This is a genomic window from Ruegeria sp. CE8, assembly GCF_056537465.1.
Map to the genome: position 1 here is coordinate 15454 of NZ_JBQFRP010000017.1, position 19660 is coordinate 35113.

The window sequence follows — 19660 nt, forward strand, 5'->3', positions numbered from 1 at the left end:
TTGTCTCCTCAGCCCCAAAGTGCCGCCACAGGCGGGTGCACTCCGGCGTCATCAAAAATCAGCGGGGTGTCGCGGTCTTCGGCCAGCAACAGCGGGCCGTCAAGGTCTGTAACCATTGCGCCCTGTGCCAACAGTGTCGCAGGGGCCATAGCCAAAGAGCTGCCGACCATACAGCCGACCATGACTTTGTAGCCTTCTGCCAAGGCAGCTTCACGCAATGCCAGCGCCTCGGTCAGGCCGCCGGTTTTATCCAGCTTGATGTTGACCACATCATATTTGCCTTTCAGCTTTGGCAGGCTGGTGCGGTCGTGACAGGACTCGTCCGCACATACAGGCACCGGACGATCCATCCCGATCAGCGCGTCGTCTTCCCCTGCAGGCAGAGGTTGTTCCACCAATGCAACGCCCAGTCGCACCAGGTGCGGAGCCAGATCGGCATAAACCTCGGCCGACCAGCCCTCGTTGGCGTCCACGATGATCTTGGCGTCCGGCGCGCCTGCGCGCACGGCCTCGAGCCGGGGCATGTCATCCGGAGTACCAAGCTTGATCTTCAGCAAGGGACGATGCGCATTCGCGGCCGCCTGCGCCTGCATTTTCTCGGGCGTGTCGAGCGACAGAGTATACGCCGTGATCTCGGGACCCGGCACCGGCAATCCAGCCAGTTCCCAGGCCCGTTTTCCAGCCCGTTTGGCCTCCAGGTCCCACAGCGCACAGTCCACCGCATTCCGCGCAGCACCTGCAGGCAACAGGTCCATCAAGCTGTCTCGGGTGAACTCGGCAGGCAGCGCGTCGATCTCGGCCACGACCGATTCCAGCGTTTCGTCATATCGGGCATAGGGCACACATTCGCCCCACCCCTGATGCATTCCGTCAGACACCCGTACCGTCAGCACTTTTGCTTCGGTCCGAGACCCGCGCGAGATGGTGAACACCTGCGCCAGCCGAAACACGTCACGAGAGACTTCTACCTGCACGCGCCAGCTCCTTCATCTTTTTAAAAATACTCCCGCCGGAGGCGGACAACCCCGCCTCCGGCGCACCGCTTAGATCACATTGCGGCCAGTGCATCCACCAGTTTGCCCGAACCAAAGCGGAATGGGTCTGTGGCAGGCAGTCCCATATCGGCTTCGATCTTCGCCAGATAGGCAGTGGCGTCGGCTTCACTCATGTGCTGCGTGTTGACCGAAACGCCCACAACCTGACAGTCCGGGTTGGCCACCTTGGCCAGTGCCAGCGCCGTATCCCGCAGGGCTTCCAGTGTCGGCAACTGATACGTCGGCAGACCGCGCATATGCTCGCGGGTCGGTTCGTGCGACAGGATCAGGGCATCCGGTTGGCCGCCGTGGATCAGCGCCATGGTCACGCCCGAATAGGACACGTGGAACAACGAGCCCTGCCCTTCGATCAGGTCCCAGTGGTCATCGTCATTGTCAGGTGTCAGCCATTCGACCGAGCCTGCCATGAAGTCCGCGATGACAGCGTCCAGCGGCACGCCGTCACCAGTTATCAGGATGCCGGTCTGTCCGGTGGCGCGGAAAGTCGACTTCATGCCGCGCTTGCGCATCTCGGCATCCATCGCCATGGCCGTGTACATCTTGCCAACCGAGCAGTCGGTGCCCACGGCCAGACAACGCTTTCCCTTGCGCTTGATGCCATTTGCGATCGGATATTCGACTTCGGGAACGCGAACATCGTGCAGCTTTCGGCCGGTAGCTTCGGCGACGGCAACCAGATCGGGCTCGTCGCGCAGCAGGTTGTGCAGGCCCGAGGCCAAGTCAAAACCTTCCTCCAGCGCCATCACCAGAACCTTTTTCCACTCTTGGCTGATGACGCCGCCACGGTTGGCCACGCCGATGACCAGAGTCTTTGCGCCAGCTTCTTTCGCTTCGGTCAGGCTCATGTCGGTCAGGCCCAGATCAGCCTTGCAACCGTCCATACGGTACTGGCCCACGGCATTTTCAGGACGCCAGTCCTTGATGCCAACTGCCACTTTGGCCGCCAATTGGTCGGGCGCATCGCCCAAAAACAGCAGGTACGGTGTCTCGATCATTGCGGTTCACTCCTTTGATTCCGACGCAGCCTAGGGGACGAATTCCACGAGTGTTTCGCGTTTTCGACCATCGACGCCCCATCGTGCGGGAAAATTTTGCGCAGTTTACATATTTCGCGCATCAATTTTTCAAGTTTTCAAAGCGATTAAACTTTAATCACTGTTTTGCTCCTGTTTTTCGGCGATTGCTGCGATTGCAATGCCGCAGCTGCACAAAGATACTTGCCATGCCCTGCGCAATTTAATACCTCATGAGGCAAGAAAATCGTAATTTCCTTTCTCGCACGAGGTCCAGATGAGCTTTCGCATTCAACCCGCCGCCCCCGCGCGCCCCAATCGCTGCCAATTGTTCGGACCCGGATCAAACACCAAGCTTTTCCCGAAAATGGCTGCTTCGACTGCGGATGTGATCAACCTTGATCTGGAAGACTCGGTCGCGCCTTCGGACAAGGATGTGGCGCGCGCGAACGTGATCGAAGCGCTGAATACCGTCGACTGGGGCAACAAGTACATGTCGGTCCGCATCAACGGGCTGGACACACCCTATTGGTACCGCGACGTGGTTGATCTACTGGAACAGGCTGGCGACCGTCTGGATCAGATCATGATCCCCAAAGTGGGATGCGCGGCGGATGTCTACGCCGTCGACGCGCTGGTCACGGCCATCGAACGCGCCAAGGGCCGCACCAAACCAGTCAGCTTTGAGGTCATCATCGAATCCGCTGCGGGTATCGCCCATGTCGAAGAAATCGCAGCCTCTTCCCCCCGTATGCAGGCGATGAGCCTCGGTGCGGCGGATTTCGCGGCCTCGATGGGTATGCAGACCACCGGGATCGGTGGAACGCAGGAAAACTATTACATGCTGCGCGAAGGCGAAAAACACTGGTCTGATCCGTGGCATTGGGCGCAGGCGGCCATCGTTGCCGCCTGTCGCACTCACGGTGTGCTGCCGGTGGACGGTCCGTTTGGCGACTTCTCGGATGACGAAGGCTATATCGCGCAGGCAAAACGCTCGGCCACACTGGGAATGGTCGGCAAATGGGCAATTCACCCCAAGCAGATCGCGCTGGCCAATCAGGTCTTTACCCCGTCAGAAGAAGCCGTGTCCGAAGCGCGCGAAATTCTGGCCGCGATGGAACAGGCCAAGGCCAACGGAGAGGGCGCGACAGTCTACAAAGGCCGCCTGGTCGATATTGCGTCGATCAAACAAGCTGAGGTCATCGTGGCACAGGCCGAGCTGATCGCAGCAAGCTAAACACAAAATAAAGGCGCCCACCGGGCGCCTTTATTCTTAGCGGCCAAACACGTCGTTGGGCGTCCAGGTGACCCGCTCGCCCTGCTTGCCCCATTTCATCATCAGGCAGGATGTTCCGTATTTCTGAAAATACTTGATGTTCAGCGGATACCACCCGGCCTGCGGAACCTCGACCTCAGTGCGCTGGTTGGCCTCGCATCCCTGACGCCCATTGACATATCCGATCTGCTGGCCTCCGACATAGGCGTCGATACCGTCATTGGACCAGGTTTCCAGCTCGTAAATTCCGGGCGAGTCAAAACGGATGTAGCCCGTGATCTCAGCAGCAACGTTATAGGCTTCGTTGAACGTCAGGACCGGGTCGCCCTCAGCAGTGTCGCGGTAGTCCAAACCGCGCAAAGGCTGGCCAGCCTGCGCCTTTTTCAGCAAGTGCTTAACCTTGGCAAGGTTTTGAATCTTGCGCGGCGGGTTTCCTTCCCACGCATATTTCACATTCAATCCCGCTTTGGGGCTGGGCTGCGGGTTAGCAGGTTGCAATTTCAGCGGCGCGGACATGGCCACGCCTGCGATCAACGCCATAGCCGTAGCCAGCGTCCCGATCCGAATGAGTTTCATAGTCTTCTCCCTGTGTGCGGCCCATTGAGGTTTCCCCTCACTTCAACCGGACCCTTGAGAAGACACTAGGCCCTGAAAATTCACCCTGCAAGGCAGTTAAGGTTCACAATCCCAACGTCAGGCGCGCGTATCCTTCGGCGAATCCATCACCACGTATGAGGTAATCGAGGTCACATGCGGCAGCGTGCCGAGTATTTCAGTGTGGAAGGTTTTGTATGACGGAAGGTCGGCACATTCCACACGCAGCAGATACTCGATCGTGCCCGTGATGTTGTGACACTCGACCACTTCGGGCGACAACTGCAGAGCACGCTCGAACCCCTCCTGCGCGGCCTTGGTATGTTCGCCGAGCCCAACACCGATATAGGCCACAAAACCGACGCCCAGCGCCGTCGCGTTCAAAACCGCACGATAGCCCGAGATAACGCCCGAACGCTCCAGTTCCTGAACGCGGCGCAGGCAGGCAGACGGCGACAACCCTACCCGATCCGCCAGATCCAGATTGCTGATGCGGCCATCATGCGAGAGCTCTCGCAATATTTGCCGATTTATATGGTCAATTTTCGTCATTAATTGCGACATTAGCGAAGAAGCGCACTAAAACGCAATTTCATTTGTTGAATTTAAGGCAATTATCCCGCTCATGACCTATGATATCCTTCTGGCCCTGATCACCTTTGCCTTTGTCTCCTCCATTACGCCGGGCCCAAACAACCTGATGCTGATGGCATCGGGGGCGAATTTCGGATTCCGCAAAAGCATCCCGCACATGCTGGGGATCGGGCTGGGGTTCACATTCATGGTGCTTTTGGTCGGTACAGGTTTGGTACAGCTGTTCGATATGTATCCGGTCAGCTATACGTTGCTGAAGGTCGCCTCGGTCGCGTATCTGTTACTTCTTGCGTGGAAAATCGCAAACGCTGCCCCGGCCAAGGGGGCAAGCGACACGGGCACTCCGATGACGTTCCTTCAAGCGGCCGCATTTCAGTGGGTCAATCCCAAGGCCTGGGCCATGGCCCTGACGGCAACCACAGCCTACACGCCGGATCAGACCTTGCAGGCCATCGTCGTTGTCGCCCTGGTGTTCGGAGCAGTCAACCTTCCCTCTGTCAGCACATGGACCGTCCTGGGACAACAGATGGCGCGCGTCCTGACGAACCCGCGCCGGTTGGTTGTGTTCAACTGGACAATGGCGGCGCTGCTGGTGGGCTCGCTTTACCCGGTCCTGTGGCCAAACTGAGTTACTTCAGCGGCAGGCAGATTTCCGTCAGCAAATCTTCGGGCGCCGTATCACGCGGGTTGTTCAGGTAGATTTCGTAGCACGGCTGATCCGCGGGTTCTTCACCCGACTGGGGCAACCAGTTGCCAAACAAGCTGTGGTAAGCGGCGCGAATGCCAAAGTACGGGCCCTTATAGGTCAGAACCGCGGTTCTCCCGCCCGGAATTTCCAGGCTTTCCATACCTTCGGGCGTTCCGTCGCCATGATATTCGGCACCGGCCAAGCTGCGCAATTGCTCCTCTGGCGTGTCGTCCGGGCTATCCAGATACACAGCAAGAACCGGGCCAACCTTGGGCCACAATTGCCGGGACTCACACAGAGCGCCAAAGGCCTCAAAACTTTTGCCGATTTGCGAATAATCACCCTTGTGCGGCAGAGCGATAACACGTCGGGCTGGTTCAGTGCGGGTTTCAACGGGGTGCATTGGATAATCTCCGGTTTTGAATCGTGGATTGGCCGGAAGGAACTGTCCGGCTTGACGAAAAGCGGCGGGGCTACTGCCGTAGGCCTCAGCAAAGGCCCGCGCAAATGATTTCAGGTTTGGATAGCCGACATCGGTCGCGATCTGCACCACAGGTTTATCGGTCATCACCAACCAGCTTGCGGCGCGATGAAGCCGAACCCGACGCACTGCCTGCGCGCAGGTCTCGCCAGTAATCGCCCGAAACACGCGGTGCCAGTGGAACCGGGACATCGCCGCGACATCCGCCAACGCGTCCAGCGACAGGTCTCCGGCGGGGTTGTCGTGAATATGGACCAACACGCGCAATACGCGGTCTTCATAGCTGGCTGCCATCTACATCCTCCCTTCGCTCTGCCCTCATGAAGATGCATATTTCCCAGCCACAAATCTTGCTGAATTTGCATCGGAATGCCCATGCAAAAATGTTACACTTGACGCGTTACGCACATAGACAAATCACTATTCAACACGTGAACTGAGGACTGTCATGATCACCCTGTCTTTCCCGCTCCGCCACATTATGATTGCTGCCTTCATTACTTTAATGCCTGCAATTGCGCAGGCCGATGACGTCCAATCCCAAACCATGATTGCCGAACGCGTCAGCCAGCACAGCCCGACCGCTGAAACCTACATCAAGGATCGGCCAATCCTTGGCTGGCAACTGACCAGCGATGATTTCGACGCAATTCCCCAAGCGATCCGCGACAACCTCGGTTCGGTCGATGGCACAAGCTACGATCAGGCGTATCTGGCCGAGAACACCGGTTCGATCATAGCTCTCCAGTTCCGCAAGGATGGCCCGGACTTCTACATCATTGGCAAGAACACGTTTGACGAGGCTTACGAGCTTGTTTCACTGGACGATGTCGCACTGAAAAATACGCGACTGATTGAGCGGCTGGATATGGCCCCTGCGGTCAAGGCGATGTTCGAGGATCAAACGCCCGGTATTGTCGGTGCGCTCAAGACAACACCGGTTGAAATGCTGCGCGTGTCCGATCTGGGATATGCGACAAACGAAGCTTTGACCATTCAGGCCCCCTGGGGCGAACAGACCAAACCTGAAGGGGCTGACGCCTTTCTAGTTTGGGACAGCGGCGAAAACCAATACTACATGGTCAACGCGGATGCGGACGGATTGCCGTCCAGTTATGTCCCGGCAAAGTGACCTATACCGGCGCAGCCGCCGAACGGGGCTGCTTTGCCTTGTGTTGCATTCCTCCGACAGCAAGTTCATATAGCGAAGAACTTCCGCGTTGAGAGGCGTCATGACCCAGTATCTGGATTTCGAAAAACCCCTGGCCGAGATCGAAGGCAAGGCCGAGGAATTGCGCGCGCTGGCTCGCGCTAACGAAGAAATGGACGTGGCCGAAGAAGCCGCCGCGCTGGACGCCAAGGCCGCCAAGCTGCTGGACGAACTGTATGGTGAGCTCACCCCGTGGAGAAAATGCCAAGTGGCGCGCCATCCCGAGAGGCCGCACTGCAAGGATTATGTCGAGGCTCTGTTCACCGAATTCACTCCGCTGGCGGGTGACCGGAACTTTGCCGACGATCTGGCGGTGATCGGCGGTCTGGCCCGGTTCAATGACCAGCCCGTTATGGTGATCGGGCACGAAAAAGGTTCCGACACCAAGTCGCGGATCGAACGGAATTTCGGCATGGCCCGACCCGAAGGCTATCGTAAGGCCGTACGCCTGATGGAAATGGCGGGCCGGTTTGGACTGCCAGTCATCACCCTGATTGATACAGCGGGCGCCTACCCCGGCAAGGGCGCCGAAGAACGTGGCCAATCTGAAGCCATCGCGCGATCGACCGAAATGTGCCTTAAGATCGGCGTGCCGCTGGTGTCCGTGATTATCGGCGAAGGTGGCTCGGGTGGTGCGGTCGCGTTTGCAACGGCAAACCGTGTCGCGATGCTGGAGCATTCGGTTTACTCGGTGATCTCGCCCGAGGGCTGCGCCTCGATCCTTTGGAAGGACTCGGAAAAGATGCGTGAGGCGGCCGAAGCCCTGCGTCTGACGGCACAGGACCTGCACAAGCTGGGTGTCTGCGATCACATTATCACCGAACCCAAGGGGGGTGCGCATCGGGATCGCGAAGCCACCGTCGAATCCGTGCGGAACGCCATCGATGCCATGCTCAAAGAGCTGGACGGCAAAGATGCAGCGGCCCTGATCAAGGACCGCCGTCAGAAATTCCTGGATATCGGCTCGAAAGGGCTGGCGGCCTAAACCGTCAGCCGCCAAGCTGGCGCAACAACGCCGCCGAAGGCTCTCCGGTCACAGCCTGCCCATTGGCGCGCTGATACGCACTGATGGCGGATTTCGTGTTGTTGCCGATGACACCGTCCGCGCCTTGTGTGTCGTGGCCTGCGGATGTCAGGCGTCGCTGAAGCTCCTTACGATCCTCAAGCGTCAAACCGGTCGCGTCCGGCCCGAATGACGCCTGGAATGGCGTGGCGCCCGCAATCCGGTCGGACAGATGTCCGACGCCAATCGCGTAACTGTCCGAGTTGTTGTAGCGCTTGATCACCTGAAAATTGCGGAACACCGCAATGCGAGGCCCGGGTGTCTGCGGCTGTAACACCGCGGTCGGGGTGCCGGACACGGTGCCAACTTCTCCGCCCCACGGCTGCCCGCGCACCCATCCGGCACGCGCCAGGTAGGAAGCTGTTGAGGCCAGCGAATCCGTCGGGTCTTCGGACCAAATGTCTCTCCGCCCGTCTCCGGTGAAATCGACCGCGTAGGCCAGATAGGACGTGGGAATAAACTGGGTGTGCCCCATGGCCCCGGCCCAACTGCCGGTCATATTCGAGGGTGTCGTATCGCCCTCCTGAATAATCTTCAGGGCAGCTACCAGTTGCTTTTCAAAAAACGCACCGCGGCGACCGTCATAGGCCAGTGTCGATACGGCCGACACCACCGGGACGTCCCCGCGGCGGGCTCCATAGCGGCTTTCCAGGCCCCAGACGGCCACGATGACCTCTTTGTCGACACCATATTGCGCCTCGATCGCCGAAAGGGTGCCAGCATGGCGCACCATCATCTGTTTGCCCGTGTTGATCCGTTCATCTGACGCCGCAATCGCCAGATAGTCCTCTAACGAGCGTTTGAATTCGACCTGATTGCGGTCACGCTCGATCACGTCAGGCAAGTACCCTGCCCCCTGAAAGGCTCGACTCATGGTCGTCTGCGAAATTCCTTGCGAGGCTGCACGCGATTTGAAACCGGCGACCCAGGCGTCCCAGCCTGCATTGGGGACGGTCCGCATCCGCGTTGCAGGGGCACTGGTCGGAGTTCCTCCTGAACACGCGGCCAGAAAGGTCGATCCGAGTCCAAGCGAAAACAGGCGTCGATTGATCATGTTTGAAATCTGCTCTTGTTGTGATTTGGCTCAGAGTATCGCAGACGCGACGCTCAAGCCAGCGCGGCGACACCCCACAAAAGCAATCCGAGCCATTCGGCAACAAGCCGCTCAGCTGACCAGCATCCGAAGCCCCTGGGTCACATCCGAGCGCACCGCCAGACGCAGCCCGGGTTCGTCCCCTGCTTTCAACGCGGCAATGATCAGCTTGTGGTAATGCGGCGGCTCTGTCCGCCGCAACCGCCCGTAAAGCGCACGCATGGTTGGCCCCAATTGCAGCCAAACAGTCTCGACAATGGCCAGCATCGCGGGCGCCTGCGCGCGCAGATACAGTGTCCGATGAAATTCCAGGTTGGACCGGATATAGCCGACCGCATCCCGCTTGGTGACCATTTCAGCAACGTTCATGTTGATGCTTTGCAACCGGTCAATCAATGCCATGTGCGCGCGGGGCAAAGCGCGGCTGGCCAGTTCGACTTCCAACAGGGCGCGTAATGCCGCTAGTTCTTCAATACGGTCATTGGTCAGCTCGGGCGTGGAAACGCGGCCGGACGAAGACAGGAACAGTGCCCCTTCGGCCACCAACCGCCGAACAGCCTCACGCGCGGGCGTCATCGAGACGTCGAACTCCTTGCCGATCCCTCGCAGGGTCAACGCCTGCCCCGGTGCCATCTCACCGTGCATGATACGTGAACGCAGGGCTCGATAGACCTGATCATGGGCGGCGGGCTGAGAGTCGGTTGGACGGGCACTTAACATACCCCCATGTGATCACATACTACCCCGGGGTCAACTCGCGTCAGCACCAAATCTGTACTGGTGAAGCTGCGCCCCGTTGTCGCGCAGCCAGCGCCTCTGGTCTTTGCACGGGCCGAACAACCGCTCAACCTGCGCCCAAAACGCGGGCGAATGGTTCATCTCAGCCAGATGCGCGACCTCGTGAGCAGCGACATAGTGCAGAATGTCCGGTGGGGCGAGGATCAGACGCCACGAAAACATCAACCCACCGGTCGAACTGCAAGACCCCCAGCGCGAACGCGTGTCGCGCAAGGTCAGGCTGGAATAGGGCCGGCCTAGCATCGCCGCGTAATCGTCGCAGGCCTCGGTCAGACGATCCCGCGCCAGTTCTTTGAGGAACCGGGCCAACCGCCGGGCTTCGGCTCTTTCGGGGACCGCAACCTCTGTATCCCGCAGCAGGACACGCCGACCTTCGGCGGGTACGATTCGCCTGTCCTTGCCCTCAACGGGGATCGTTTGGCCGAATTCCACAGCTGATGGACTTGGGCGGTCCTGAAGATGTTGGCGGATCCAGTCCTCTTTTACCTTGGCGAAATTCAACGCCTCAGACTCGGCCACGCCCTTTGGGTAGGTCAGCGTAACCCGCCCGTCCAATTGGGAAATCCGCAGACTGATGCGCCGCGCCCTGGCCGATTTGCGCAGCGTCAGCGGCACCGGCGGTTTTCCGGGCAATGCATGATCCCCCATATGCCTGTTTCTCCTGCTCAAAGGCTTTGACAGTGCCCGCTGCATGTGGCACGTGACCTGAATCATTATTACGACTCACCTGATATCAAGGGGATTTGACATGCCCAAGGAAGAATGGGGCGTAAAGCGCGTTTGCCCGACCACCGGAAAGCGCTTTTACGACCTGAACAAGGACCCGATCATCAGCCCCTACACTGGCGAGATCGTGGAGCTTGAAACCGGCAAAAGCCGGATGATCGCCGCAGACGCGGAAGATGCCGCATCGGCCAAAGCACGCGAGAACGCGTCGGATGACGATCTGGTTCTGGATGATGACGACAATGTCGACGTCGATCTGGACGATGATCTGCTGGACGATGATGACGACAGCGACGACAACGTCTCGTTGGACGATATCACCGACATGTCGTCGGAAGACGAAAACTAAAAGCGGTCCGGGGCGGCCCTGTCGCCGCCTCAAACCACCCTCAGATGCGGGTCAGAAACTTTTTGGCAAAATCCAATTTTGGACTTGCACTCATCGCCGCCGTCTCATAAACGTCCGTCCACCGCAGCAGCGGCACTTGGAAGGGGCCTTAGCTCAGTTGGGAGAGCGCTTGCATGGCATGCAAGAGGTCAGGGGTTCGACTCCCCTAGGCTCCACCAAATCTCCATAAGTTGTTGATTTGACCTTATCCCCTTAAATTACAAGGGCTTAAAAACGAGTCTGTTACAGTGAGGTGTTACAGTGAAGGCGCTTGAGAAGATGCCCGGACACCCCCGACTCTATCGACGTGGCGACGTCTATTATCACCGTGCAGCCATCCCTGCAGACATCGCAGCCACCTACCCGAAGACCGAAGAAACGTTTTCGCTGAGGACTAAGGACCACGCGGAAGCCGTGCGTAACCGCCACCCGTGGCTGAAGCTGATTGTTCCCTTTGTTCGTACCCCCACCAACATCATCGTCCAGTTTGCCCAGACCACACCGGGCCTGCAGTACGCTTCCAAGACGTGGCGCGAAGAACTGGCGGCGGGCGGGTCTCGTGCAGCTACAGCTCGCGGGAAACAAGTCGTTGGCGGTCTGATCTGGGGTAGCGCCATCATGGCCGCACTGGACGGGCGTATCACTGGAACCGGGCCGAAAGACCCGCAACAGCGAGCGCGGTTGATGGAAACCGGATGGCGTCCCTACAGCTTCCGCATTCAGAACGACGACGGCGGCATCAAGTATGTTGAATACAAACGATTGGACCCGTTCGCTATGATCTTCGGCATCGCGGCTGACGTCGCGGAGATCGGCGGCGAGCTGGACGAGATGACCATGAAAGACGTCGCTCTCGCTGCTACTGTCGGTTTGATGCAGAACCTCGGGTCCAAGTCTTACCTGACAGGTATCCAGACCGCTGTTAAGGCAATGGAAGACCCGACCCGGTGGGGTCAGTCCACAGTCAACAGCTACGGCTCGTCAATGATCCCGTTCTCGTGTGCCATGCGGGAAGCGCGAAAGCAGCACGACCCTTACATGCGGGAAGTTCGCAGCCTAGTGGACAGCTTGCGCAACACAGTGCCGGGTTTGTCCGAGGACCTGCCAGCGCGGCGCTCGTGGATCACTGGCGAACCCATTGCGTACCCGTCAGGCTGGGGTCCGTCCAGCTTGTCAGCGATTGGTGAAGCTGTTGCCGCATCCAACCCGTTCATCACCAGTGACTGGAAACAGGACAAGGTGCTGGATGGGCTGGCGGGGTTGCAATACGGCTTCAGCGCTCCCACAAGGAAGGTGCAGGGCGTCGAACTGGACAGCGAGCAGTATGCACGGCTCAATGAGCTGCACGGTACTCTCAAGATCGGCGGTGACACACTGCATGGGCGGCTGCAAAAACTGTTCGAGAGCGACAGGTATCGGCGGCTTCCCACAGACGTGTCTGACCCCACTGTCGATCCGCGCATCCGGTTGGTTCAGAAGGTCATCACGGGTTATCGAGAGAAAGCCAGAGCTGAGCTACTGAAGGAGTATCCTGAGATAAGGCAACAGGTGCGGTCGCAGCAGCAGGAGCTGTCACGCAATGCGCGACGACGGCATTCAGGAATGGAAGCCTACGGCAACCTCGCCAATCAGTGACCCAATGCGGCCACGATAACAACAGGGCCTCCCGCTTTTCGGCGGGGGGCTTCAGCTCATCGCAGGTGGTTTTCGACGGCGGAACACGGCGGGAATTCGGGCGCAGAATTGAGGAGAGTAAAATCGTTTAAAAACAATGCTTTGCAAATAGGTTCCACCATTGATAAATGCCGCCGCTATACTATAGCTATCCCAACGCCTTGAGTGTAGCTGTCTGTGGCTAACCCCCTCCCCCGTTATATCCCATAGTCGTAGTCCCTATAGCTACAGCCATAGGGGATGACCTAGCCTCCGTGGCTGGGTATTGGCATTTAGCTACACCCTCCAGCGTTTTTCGTTGGGGGGCTTTTTGTTTGATGTGGTGGGTGTCTTGTCGCCTGCACCAGCTTCAGCCCGTACGCGCCGCTTGGCGATGAGGCGAAGACCAAAGTGAAACGGTCTCACTTAGGTATGACGCTGTGTGCTACGCCTGTGAACCGGATGAGTTCAAACAGGTCAGCCGCTCTAATGTCGTTTCAACTGACGTTAGCTTCCCCAACCGTGGGATGCTTTGCGTCACTGAGCGCCACATAGCTACCGACCCAGTCAACACTTCTCGGATAAGTGTTAAGGCCCCGACAAATGGGAAATGCACTGACCACCTTTGATTTCAACAGCAACAGCATCCGCGTTATCGACATGGATGGCGAGCCTTGGTTCATCCTGCGTGATGTGCTGACTGTGCTTGGTGTCTACCTCGGACGGACCTCGAAAGCCCCGAACGTATCAATGGCAATCAAGGCGCTGGCTCCCGATCAATTCCAGTTAAATCCGATTGAACTGAACAAAGGCAACGGCACCCGGAAGGTCATGCTTGTTTCTGAGAGCGGCCTGTACCGCTTTGTCATGCGCTCGGACAAACCCGAAGCCCGCGCGTTCCAAGACTGGGTCACTCGTGTGGTTCTTCCCGCCATACGCAAGGACGGGGCGTATATCGCAGGCGAGGAGAAGGTAGCGTCAGGGGAGCTGAGCGAGGACCCGGTATTTTGGGGGTCAAAAATCTGAACGCCTCAATATACATCCGGTGACAAAACGTTCCCCCCTTCGCCTCCGCGCCATGGGTGTGGCTGGGAGAATTAACCAGAGGTGGGGGTAGCGTGGCGGTCTATTGCCAGCCACCCACGAGGGCTGTTACGGACTTGAGGGAGAGGGGAAGCGCACCACCCCTCACAGCCTCTATGCGCCTCAGACAGCGCGTTGATAAGCCAACCAGTGAGTCAGGTGCAGCTTCACTTTCCCAGTGCACAGCGTCAGCTCTCCAGCGCTTGAACGCTCCACCTGCGGGCGACAGTACGGCAGCAGTGAACTGTTGTTTTCAATCGTGATGGCACCAATGAATGGCAGCGCGACAGTGTAGGTATTCATGGGTCTTCCTTCGTTCGAGTTCGATTGCTTTGGACGCTATGTCGCACGGTCCAGAACTGCACTGAGTCAGAGTGACTCACCCTCAGTCTAAGAAAGTGAATGCCTCTGTTACAGCTATCAAGTCATTGACACTCCAGTGAATGCTGTGTTCTCCCTAGAGCATTGCAGTCGCATGATTTTTCACAAGCATATTGAGATGAACTGGCGGGATGCGGTCGAGCTAGCGTTGAAGAACTTGGACGGTAGTGCCAGCCTAAATCACCTGTATGACGAAGTTCGCACAATACGCCAAACTCACAAAGACTCGCTTCCCAAATCCTTCAAAGCTATTGTTCGAAGGGAGCTTGAACATAACTCTTCAGACTCTACGAATTGGCTGGGTGAGAGAGACCTATTCTATAGCGTTCATGGGATAGGCATGGGTGTTTGGGGTCTCAGATCGTTCATTTCGGAATCTCCGTTGGCCTTCGACATTGAACTGCCGAATCCTGCTGGCAAAGCAGACCGCTCTGAAGTCACATCCAACCGCATCATCCGCGATACAAAAATGACCAAGAAGGTGAAGGCGCTGCATCGCAACGAATGCCAGATTTGCGGTGGCTTCATCGAGTTACCAAACGGGAAGAAATACGTCGAAGCGCATCACATTGTCCCCTTAGGCACCCCCCACAATGGGCCGGACACTCCAGAGAACATCATTGTGGTTTGTCCTAACCACCACGCCATGCTCGACTTTGGGTGCGTTACTCTGTCGAAGTCACTCTTGAGACAAGCAGTCGGCCATAGCATTTCCGACGAAAGCCTCAGCTATCATAACAATACTATTGTCGGGCCTGCCTGATAGCTAATCAACGGCCAACTTTTGTCCGCAAGGGTATACCTCCACGTACACCATCGGCATTGCGAGAAAGGCCGTCCGTAAGGGTTGACTTATATCAACGTACACCCCTATCAACGTACAGCACCCAAACGGACACGAGGACACCATGAGCAAGACCATCCTGTACGCACGAGTTTCGACCACTGACCAGACGCTTGACCATCAGCGAGCGCAAGCTGAGGCTGCTGGGTTTGAGATCGACGAGGTAGTATCCGACCACGGGGTTTCGGGTGTCAGCACTACGCTGCAAGAAAGACCTGAGGGGAAGCGACTGTACGACAAGCTGCGCCACGGGGATACGCTGGTGGTCCGCTGGGTGGATCGCTTGGGACGTAACTACCAAGATGTAACTGACACGATCAGACACTTCATGCGACAGGGTGTTGTCGTACGAACAGTGATCAATAACCTCACCTTCGACGGGGCAACAACAGACCCAATGCAGGAAGCCGTGAGGGACGCACTGATAGCCTTTATGGCCGCGACCGCTCAAGCTCAGGCTGAAGCTACAAAGGAAGCCCAGAAGGCGGGTATAGAGGCTGCACGGCAGGACGAAACCAAGTACCGGGGCAAGAAACCCAGCTACGACAGGGAAACGCTCACAGACGTTGTAGACATGCTGTCAAAAGGTGCAGGTGCGTCGGAGATCGCCAAGGCAACCAAGCTAACTCGGCAGACCATCCTTCGCATCAGGAAAGACCCAGCTGCTGCGGAAACAGCTTTGGCTAAATGGGGTCTGTGATCTTGTGTTTGTCTTCTGATTTGTACTTTCGGCGCTTAGAAAACGGCTGCTAGGGAGTATCGCTTTTCGCGGCCTTCTTTAGCGCCCTGTCTTGATACACCTGCACTCTCTTGTACCAAAGGGAGAAACCAAAATACGCCAACAGCGCCCCAAAACTCGCACAAAGAAAGCCGCTGACCTGCAGGATCAAAGCCCATGTGTTCTCGTTGGCTGCCAGCAATCTGTTCTCTTCGGCTTTGGTAAGCCTAATGCTGAGGGTCGCGTTTTTCGCTGCAATTCTCGCGTGTTCATCCCTCAATCTCGAAAGCGCACGTTCGCTTACCTCGCTGTCCTCTTCCGCTAACGCAACTCTCTCCTCCAGCCGCGCTATCCAGCTCTCGACCCTGTCTTGCTCTAAGTCAAGCATACGCGTCTCTGTCAGTCGCTGCCAAAGAGCCGCTTGACTGTCCCGAACGCTGGTGACGAATGTGTAACCACCAAACAGGAAAACTACCAATCCAGCTATCGCCATGAATTTGTAGAGGTTATCCGTCGGGAGGGAGGAATTTATCAATTTTGTCTCCAGCGCTCTAGCATCTCACAAGCAAGAGTTGCATGTTTGCTCGTGTTTACAACAAAATGACAAACTCAGATCAAGCACATGGACCCATCAGACCCCGATTTCTTCATCTCACCAGACAACCCCTTGGCTCAGCTAGTTGCGCTGGTGATCGCAGTAGGTCTCCTGACCGTGCTTTGGTCAGCCTTCAGGTCAACCGTAAGAAAAGCTGGGCTCGCCAAAGCCATCTTCTTCTGGGCTTGGAACGCTGCGTTTTTCCCTGTGGTCTTCGTGGCGGCTAAGAGCTTCGGCTGGTGGGCTTTAGCTGTAATGGCTGTTTGGTTCGTTCCGCTGGCGGCATTCGACCACCATACACTACCCGACATTGACCACGACGAAGCCTAGGGCGTTTTTGGCCAAAATGCCGCTAGCAGTCACAGGTTGTCACAGGTAGGAATTGCCTCACCACGAAGAAACGCGCCTATCTGATATAGGACGTATAAAAAGGATCGTGTTAGCTGATGATCACCTCCTTCGCCGAATTTCTCGAACAGCTCCAAGCCAAAGAAGTAACGATCCTATCAGAAGAGCAAGTCAAACACGGGCCGACTATAGGTGATATGTACGAGGGCCTGACCCGCGAGTTGTTGGAACGAGCAATACCCGAAGCTCTAAACCTAAAGCTTTTGGACGGCTTCGTGATGGGTACAGACGGCACGTACAGCAATCAAACCGACGCAATGCTTGTCATGGGTGACAGTGGTCACAGGATTCCAAAGACGGACAAGTGGGCGTGGCCAATTAATGATGTCTTGGCAGTCTTTGAGGTGAAGAAGAACTTATACGCGACCGAACTGGCCGACAGCATCGCCAAGATGTCTCGTGTGTCTGAGCTACAGATGGAGCTGTTGCGCTCCTCAAACATGCAAGCTCACCTCGGCCCATCAGTGCAAGCCTTTGCAAGAACAATGGGTCGCTCTCCATATCCCAACGAATTGGAAGACTTAGAAAGTCAGGGAGGCGAGATACTGCGGATAATTGCGCATGAGCAATTGGCACCTGTACGGGTTGTCTTCGGCTACGAAGGCTACGTTGATGAGTCAGGCCTCAGGGCAGCATTTCTCGATGTGGTAGAGGCAATACGGGGTGGTGTTGCAGGCCCCGGTCTGCTCCCCAACCTGATCATCTGCCGCAAAAACGCTATCATCAAGCTAACCGGGCATCCGTATTTGGCTCCGATCCGTGATTCCGGCGAATGGGACTTATTTGGCTCCACGTCCAAAGCACCATTTGAACTGCTTCTGGAGTTGATTTGGACGCGGTTGGCCAACCATTTTCGTGCTAAGTTTCCTGTAGATGACAACCTTAGTGTCGAAGCTATCGCACCGTTGCTTACAGGCAAGTTCGTTGTCCGAGGACAACAGCGTGGATGGATGTATTACGCTAAGTCGCTCTCCAGTAAGCAACTTGCCGAGCGGGAAAAGAGCGAGTGGTCTCCTTTCGCGCTATCGGTGGAGCAGAGCGCTCTGCTCCAATTGTCTATTGTAGAAGGAAGCCTCGATTTAGATAACGAAAAGTTACTCGAAGCGGCTAAGGAAGCTGAGGTGGACTTGGAGGCATTTGCAGCCCAGTTGGTCGATGCGCGGCTTTTTTCTTGGGTCTCATCGCGTGTGGCTCGTTCTATCTGCGATACAATACATACTGTGGTGACACCCGACGGACAGATTTGGGCATCGGATAACTCTGACTTATTAAATTTGTGGGTTTCTGAAAGAGCCTAAAACCCTTCCGAGCGTAGAGCTTAATTTAAGCGGAGAATCTGATTGGAGCTTGCTTCGGTTCAATTGTGTACGACAGCGGCTTTAGAAATATTGAGTACCGCTGACTGAACGGAACGAAGGTGCCTCTCCACGTCAACACTTGTCAAAGTGAGTTGCCTACCCAGTGCGAGGCTCTCACCAGTTTGCGCCAAGTAATGCTCATCGACAACACCCCTGTTGTGAACGAAAAGGTTGCGTCTCTGATTTAGTATCCAAAGATCGCTACTAAGATTTTTTTGGACTTCTTCGTCGTTGAATATCGCCTTCATCACTCCTTTGATCGCCTTGAGGTTGTCAAGACGCCTCCCGTGGAAAAGCACTGACCCCATCGACTGAGAAAGGTTGAAACCGTGGTCGCCAATCGTTTTGAAATCCACAGTCTGTTTGCCGAAGAAATCGCGTAAGTCTGGCGATGAAATGACAGGGGCTGCTCTTGACGGGTCTTCATTAATCCAATGGATAGCAAAAGATCGGGCGAAACTCTCGAACACGGTCCATGTAGAAATTAGAGTTTGGACAAGCTGTTCTCTAGCGGCGGCCTTTACCTCATCTGATTGCAAATGCTGAAACATTTCAAGAAGGGTCGCATTGCGTAACGTCTCACCACCAAGACTGCTATTGGCGAACTCGTCCATTTGTTGCTTAGCTTCAGCCCAAGCTGTTTCCTCGTGCGCCTTTGTAAGCCCGCTGCCCGGAGGTATGCCTTTCAGACTGCTAATGCGCTGTGCCATGTGCAGACGATCAAAGTGACGCTCAAACACAGAGTGATTTATGAGCCAAAATGGAAGCGATGCCGCACTGATTACGCTTCGCAGTCCGGCCTCTGCTGCTAAAATACTATCTCGCCACGGTTCCCCACCCTTCGAGGCTGACGCAAGTGGCTCCAGAATTGGCTCAGGCGTAATTACCAAGACCTGTTCAAATACTGTATCGAGGACTTTTTGGGGTGGACGAGGAATGGTGCCATCTTCAGTTTCCGCATTTCCGGCCACTTAACTGCTCCCGTCAAATCTTATCTCAATCAAAATGTGGTTAGCGACATTCAATCTACGAGGACAGTAGGAAAGCAAATTTGGCAGATTTGCAAACCGCATTGCACACCACTAGCCGGAGACCACAGCTGCGTTTCATTCGGGCCAGTTGAACGGATTGCACATGTAACTCAGGTGGTTGATACAGGCAATTGCAAGCACAAGTTGCCGAGCCTCGCCTCGAACAGGCTGGAAATTATGGAACGAGAAACAGGCATGACATTTACAAAACTAGGATCAATAATCGCATGGCTCTTGCTGGTACTCGGGGGATTTCGGGTGGTAGTAGGGTTTCTGTTGGCATTTGGAGCAGAAGACAACGAAGCCGCAGCCCGACAAATTCTGGCCGCTGCAAACACTGGTGAGGCAATCAACGAGGGAATGATCGCTATTTTCGTTGGCGTGGCGCTGGGTATCTTAGTTGAGATCAGCAAGTCGCTACGCTCAAAACAGGAAAGTGGACAGTGAGAAAGTCTCGGGTGGTTGGTGCTATCACAGGCGGGTTGATCGGCTTCTTGATAGGCGGTGGGACAGGTATCGTCGGAGGCCCGTTTGTGGCCGTTCCCGGGGTCTTCGTTTTTGTCGGGATCGGGGTCCTCTGGGGGCTAAGTGCCGGTCCCGATTTTAATGA

General features: G+C 56.4%; 23 protein-coding genes and 1 tRNA gene. 13 read left to right on the plus strand and 11 right to left on the minus strand.

The features are described 5' to 3' along the window. Nucleotides 1-8: 8 nt before the first annotated feature. Complete coding sequence (gene dgcA / locus ACR0AA_RS21420; RefSeq protein ID WP_480665832.1) at nucleotides 9-974, minus strand: N-acetyl-D-Glu racemase DgcA; 966 nt, start codon at nucleotides 972-974, stop codon at nucleotides 9-11. A 74-nt stretch (nucleotides 975-1048) separates the two neighbouring features. Next, nucleotides 1049-2050, minus strand: coding sequence for an N-acetyltransferase DgcN (gene dgcN, locus ACR0AA_RS21425; protein WP_480757291.1), 1002 nt, complete (start codon nucleotides 2048-2050; stop codon nucleotides 1049-1051). A 295-nt stretch (nucleotides 2051-2345) separates the two neighbouring features. Here dgcN and ACR0AA_RS21430 point away from each other — a divergent pair, with 295 nt between their 5' ends. Next, entirely contained in the window at nucleotides 2346-3305 is a 960-nt protein-coding gene (locus ACR0AA_RS21430) for an L-malyl-CoA/beta-methylmalyl-CoA lyase (RefSeq protein ID WP_480757294.1), read from the plus strand. A gap of 36 nt (nucleotides 3306-3341) precedes the next feature. Here the strand turns inward: ACR0AA_RS21430 and ACR0AA_RS21435 are convergent, their stop codons facing one another. Both ACR0AA_RS21435 and ACR0AA_RS21440 read right to left on the minus strand, forming a co-directional pair. Further along, nucleotides 3342-3920: a PA14 domain-containing protein gene (locus tag ACR0AA_RS21435; RefSeq protein WP_480665835.1), complete on the minus strand. Its 579-nt coding sequence runs from the start codon at nucleotides 3918-3920 to the stop codon at nucleotides 3342-3344. Between the two features lie 117 nt (nucleotides 3921-4037). Continuing rightward, nucleotides 4038-4490 (minus strand): Lrp/AsnC family transcriptional regulator, encoded by a 453-nt coding sequence (locus tag ACR0AA_RS21440; RefSeq protein WP_480757298.1) that lies wholly within the window; start codon nucleotides 4488-4490, stop codon nucleotides 4038-4040. Nucleotides 4491-4563: 73 nt separating this feature from the next. Between ACR0AA_RS21440 and ACR0AA_RS21445 the strand changes: the two genes are divergently transcribed. Further along, a complete protein-coding gene (locus tag ACR0AA_RS21445) occupies nucleotides 4564-5160 on the plus strand; it encodes a LysE family translocator (protein WP_480665837.1) in 597 nt (198 codons plus the stop codon). Nucleotide 5161: 1 nt separating this feature from the next. Here ACR0AA_RS21445 and ACR0AA_RS21450 read toward each other — a convergent pair whose 3' ends face one another. Then, nucleotides 5162-5995, minus strand: a complete 834-nt coding sequence (locus tag ACR0AA_RS21450; RefSeq protein ID WP_480757301.1) for an AraC family transcriptional regulator — start codon at nucleotides 5993-5995, stop codon at nucleotides 5162-5164. 154 nt (nucleotides 5996-6149) lie between these two features. Here ACR0AA_RS21450 and ACR0AA_RS21455 point away from each other — a divergent pair, with 154 nt between their 5' ends. Together ACR0AA_RS21455 and ACR0AA_RS21460 are read left to right on the plus strand one after the other, a co-directional pair. After that, the gene (locus ACR0AA_RS21455) at nucleotides 6150-6833 is read left to right on the plus strand and encodes a hypothetical protein (RefSeq protein WP_480665839.1); all 684 of its coding nucleotides are present in this window, start codon (nucleotides 6150-6152) and stop codon (nucleotides 6831-6833) included. 100 nt (nucleotides 6834-6933) lie between these two features. Continuing rightward, nucleotides 6934-7896, plus strand: a complete 963-nt coding sequence (locus ACR0AA_RS21460; RefSeq protein WP_480665840.1) for an acetyl-CoA carboxylase carboxyltransferase subunit alpha — start codon at nucleotides 6934-6936, stop codon at nucleotides 7894-7896. Between the two features lie 4 nt (nucleotides 7897-7900). Here ACR0AA_RS21460 and ACR0AA_RS21465 read toward each other — a convergent pair whose 3' ends face one another. The 3 genes from ACR0AA_RS21465 to ACR0AA_RS21475 all read right to left on the minus strand — a co-directional run bounded on the left by ACR0AA_RS21465 (nucleotide 7901) and on the right by ACR0AA_RS21475 (nucleotide 10513). Then, nucleotides 7901-9028 (minus strand): lytic murein transglycosylase, encoded by a 1128-nt coding sequence (locus ACR0AA_RS21465; protein WP_480757303.1) that lies wholly within the window; start codon nucleotides 9026-9028, stop codon nucleotides 7901-7903. 111 nt (nucleotides 9029-9139) lie between these two features. After that, nucleotides 9140-9787 (minus strand): GntR family transcriptional regulator, encoded by a 648-nt coding sequence (locus tag ACR0AA_RS21470; RefSeq protein ID WP_480665842.1) that lies wholly within the window; start codon nucleotides 9785-9787, stop codon nucleotides 9140-9142. A 30-nt stretch (nucleotides 9788-9817) separates the two neighbouring features. After that, nucleotides 9818-10513: a M48 family metallopeptidase gene (locus ACR0AA_RS21475; protein WP_480757305.1), complete on the minus strand. Its 696-nt coding sequence runs from the start codon at nucleotides 10511-10513 to the stop codon at nucleotides 9818-9820. A 100-nt stretch (nucleotides 10514-10613) separates the two neighbouring features. On the opposite strand from ACR0AA_RS21475, the gene ACR0AA_RS21480 reads away from it, so the two are divergent. The 4 genes from ACR0AA_RS21480 to ACR0AA_RS21495 all read left to right on the plus strand — a co-directional run bounded on the left by ACR0AA_RS21480 (nucleotide 10614) and on the right by ACR0AA_RS21495 (nucleotide 13658). Continuing rightward, nucleotides 10614-10940: a TIGR02300 family protein gene (locus ACR0AA_RS21480; protein WP_480665844.1), complete on the plus strand. Its 327-nt coding sequence runs from the start codon at nucleotides 10614-10616 to the stop codon at nucleotides 10938-10940. A 142-nt stretch (nucleotides 10941-11082) separates the two neighbouring features. Continuing rightward, nucleotides 11083-11158: transfer RNA gene (locus ACR0AA_RS21485), tRNA-Ala, on the plus strand. Between the two features lie 100 nt (nucleotides 11159-11258). Next, entirely contained in the window at nucleotides 11259-12614 is a 1356-nt protein-coding gene (locus tag ACR0AA_RS21490) for a DUF6538 domain-containing protein (protein WP_480757306.1), read from the plus strand. A 621-nt stretch (nucleotides 12615-13235) separates the two neighbouring features. Beyond that, complete coding sequence (locus tag ACR0AA_RS21495) at nucleotides 13236-13658, plus strand: BRO-N domain-containing protein (protein WP_480757309.1); 423 nt, start codon at nucleotides 13236-13238, stop codon at nucleotides 13656-13658. A gap of 180 nt (nucleotides 13659-13838) precedes the next feature. Here ACR0AA_RS21495 and ACR0AA_RS21500 read toward each other — a convergent pair whose 3' ends face one another. After that, complete coding sequence (locus ACR0AA_RS21500; protein WP_480757311.1) at nucleotides 13839-14018, minus strand: hypothetical protein; 180 nt, start codon at nucleotides 14016-14018, stop codon at nucleotides 13839-13841. A 460-nt stretch (nucleotides 14019-14478) separates the two neighbouring features. On the opposite strand from ACR0AA_RS21500, the gene ACR0AA_RS21505 reads away from it, so the two are divergent. Together ACR0AA_RS21505 and ACR0AA_RS21510 are read left to right on the plus strand one after the other, a co-directional pair. Next, the gene (locus tag ACR0AA_RS21505) at nucleotides 14479-14859 is read left to right on the plus strand and encodes an HNH endonuclease (RefSeq protein ID WP_480757313.1); all 381 of its coding nucleotides are present in this window, start codon (nucleotides 14479-14481) and stop codon (nucleotides 14857-14859) included. Nucleotides 14860-15004: 145 nt separating this feature from the next. Beyond that, nucleotides 15005-15640, plus strand: a complete 636-nt coding sequence (locus tag ACR0AA_RS21510) for a recombinase family protein (RefSeq protein WP_480757315.1) — start codon at nucleotides 15005-15007, stop codon at nucleotides 15638-15640. Nucleotides 15641-15689: 49 nt separating this feature from the next. Here ACR0AA_RS21510 and ACR0AA_RS21515 read toward each other — a convergent pair whose 3' ends face one another. Continuing rightward, entirely contained in the window at nucleotides 15690-16193 is a 504-nt protein-coding gene (locus ACR0AA_RS21515) for a hypothetical protein (RefSeq protein WP_480757317.1), read from the minus strand. Between the two features lie 87 nt (nucleotides 16194-16280). On the opposite strand from ACR0AA_RS21515, the gene ACR0AA_RS21520 reads away from it, so the two are divergent. Further along, a complete protein-coding gene (locus tag ACR0AA_RS21520; RefSeq protein WP_480757319.1) occupies nucleotides 16281-16583 on the plus strand; it encodes a hypothetical protein in 303 nt (100 codons plus the stop codon). 116 nt (nucleotides 16584-16699) lie between these two features. Next, the gene (locus tag ACR0AA_RS21525; protein WP_480757321.1) at nucleotides 16700-17959 is read left to right on the plus strand and encodes a DUF6602 domain-containing protein; all 1260 of its coding nucleotides are present in this window, start codon (nucleotides 16700-16702) and stop codon (nucleotides 17957-17959) included. A gap of 59 nt (nucleotides 17960-18018) precedes the next feature. On the opposite strand, the gene ACR0AA_RS21530 is transcribed toward ACR0AA_RS21525, so the two are convergent. Continuing rightward, the gene (locus ACR0AA_RS21530; RefSeq protein ID WP_480757323.1) at nucleotides 18019-18990 is read right to left on the minus strand and encodes a hypothetical protein; all 972 of its coding nucleotides are present in this window, start codon (nucleotides 18988-18990) and stop codon (nucleotides 18019-18021) included. 255 nt (nucleotides 18991-19245) lie between these two features. Between ACR0AA_RS21530 and ACR0AA_RS21535 the strand changes: the two genes are divergently transcribed. Beyond that, nucleotides 19246-19497 (plus strand): hypothetical protein, encoded by a 252-nt coding sequence (locus ACR0AA_RS21535; RefSeq protein ID WP_480757325.1) that lies wholly within the window; start codon nucleotides 19246-19248, stop codon nucleotides 19495-19497. The last annotated feature ends 163 nt before the right edge of the window (nucleotides 19498-19660 follow it).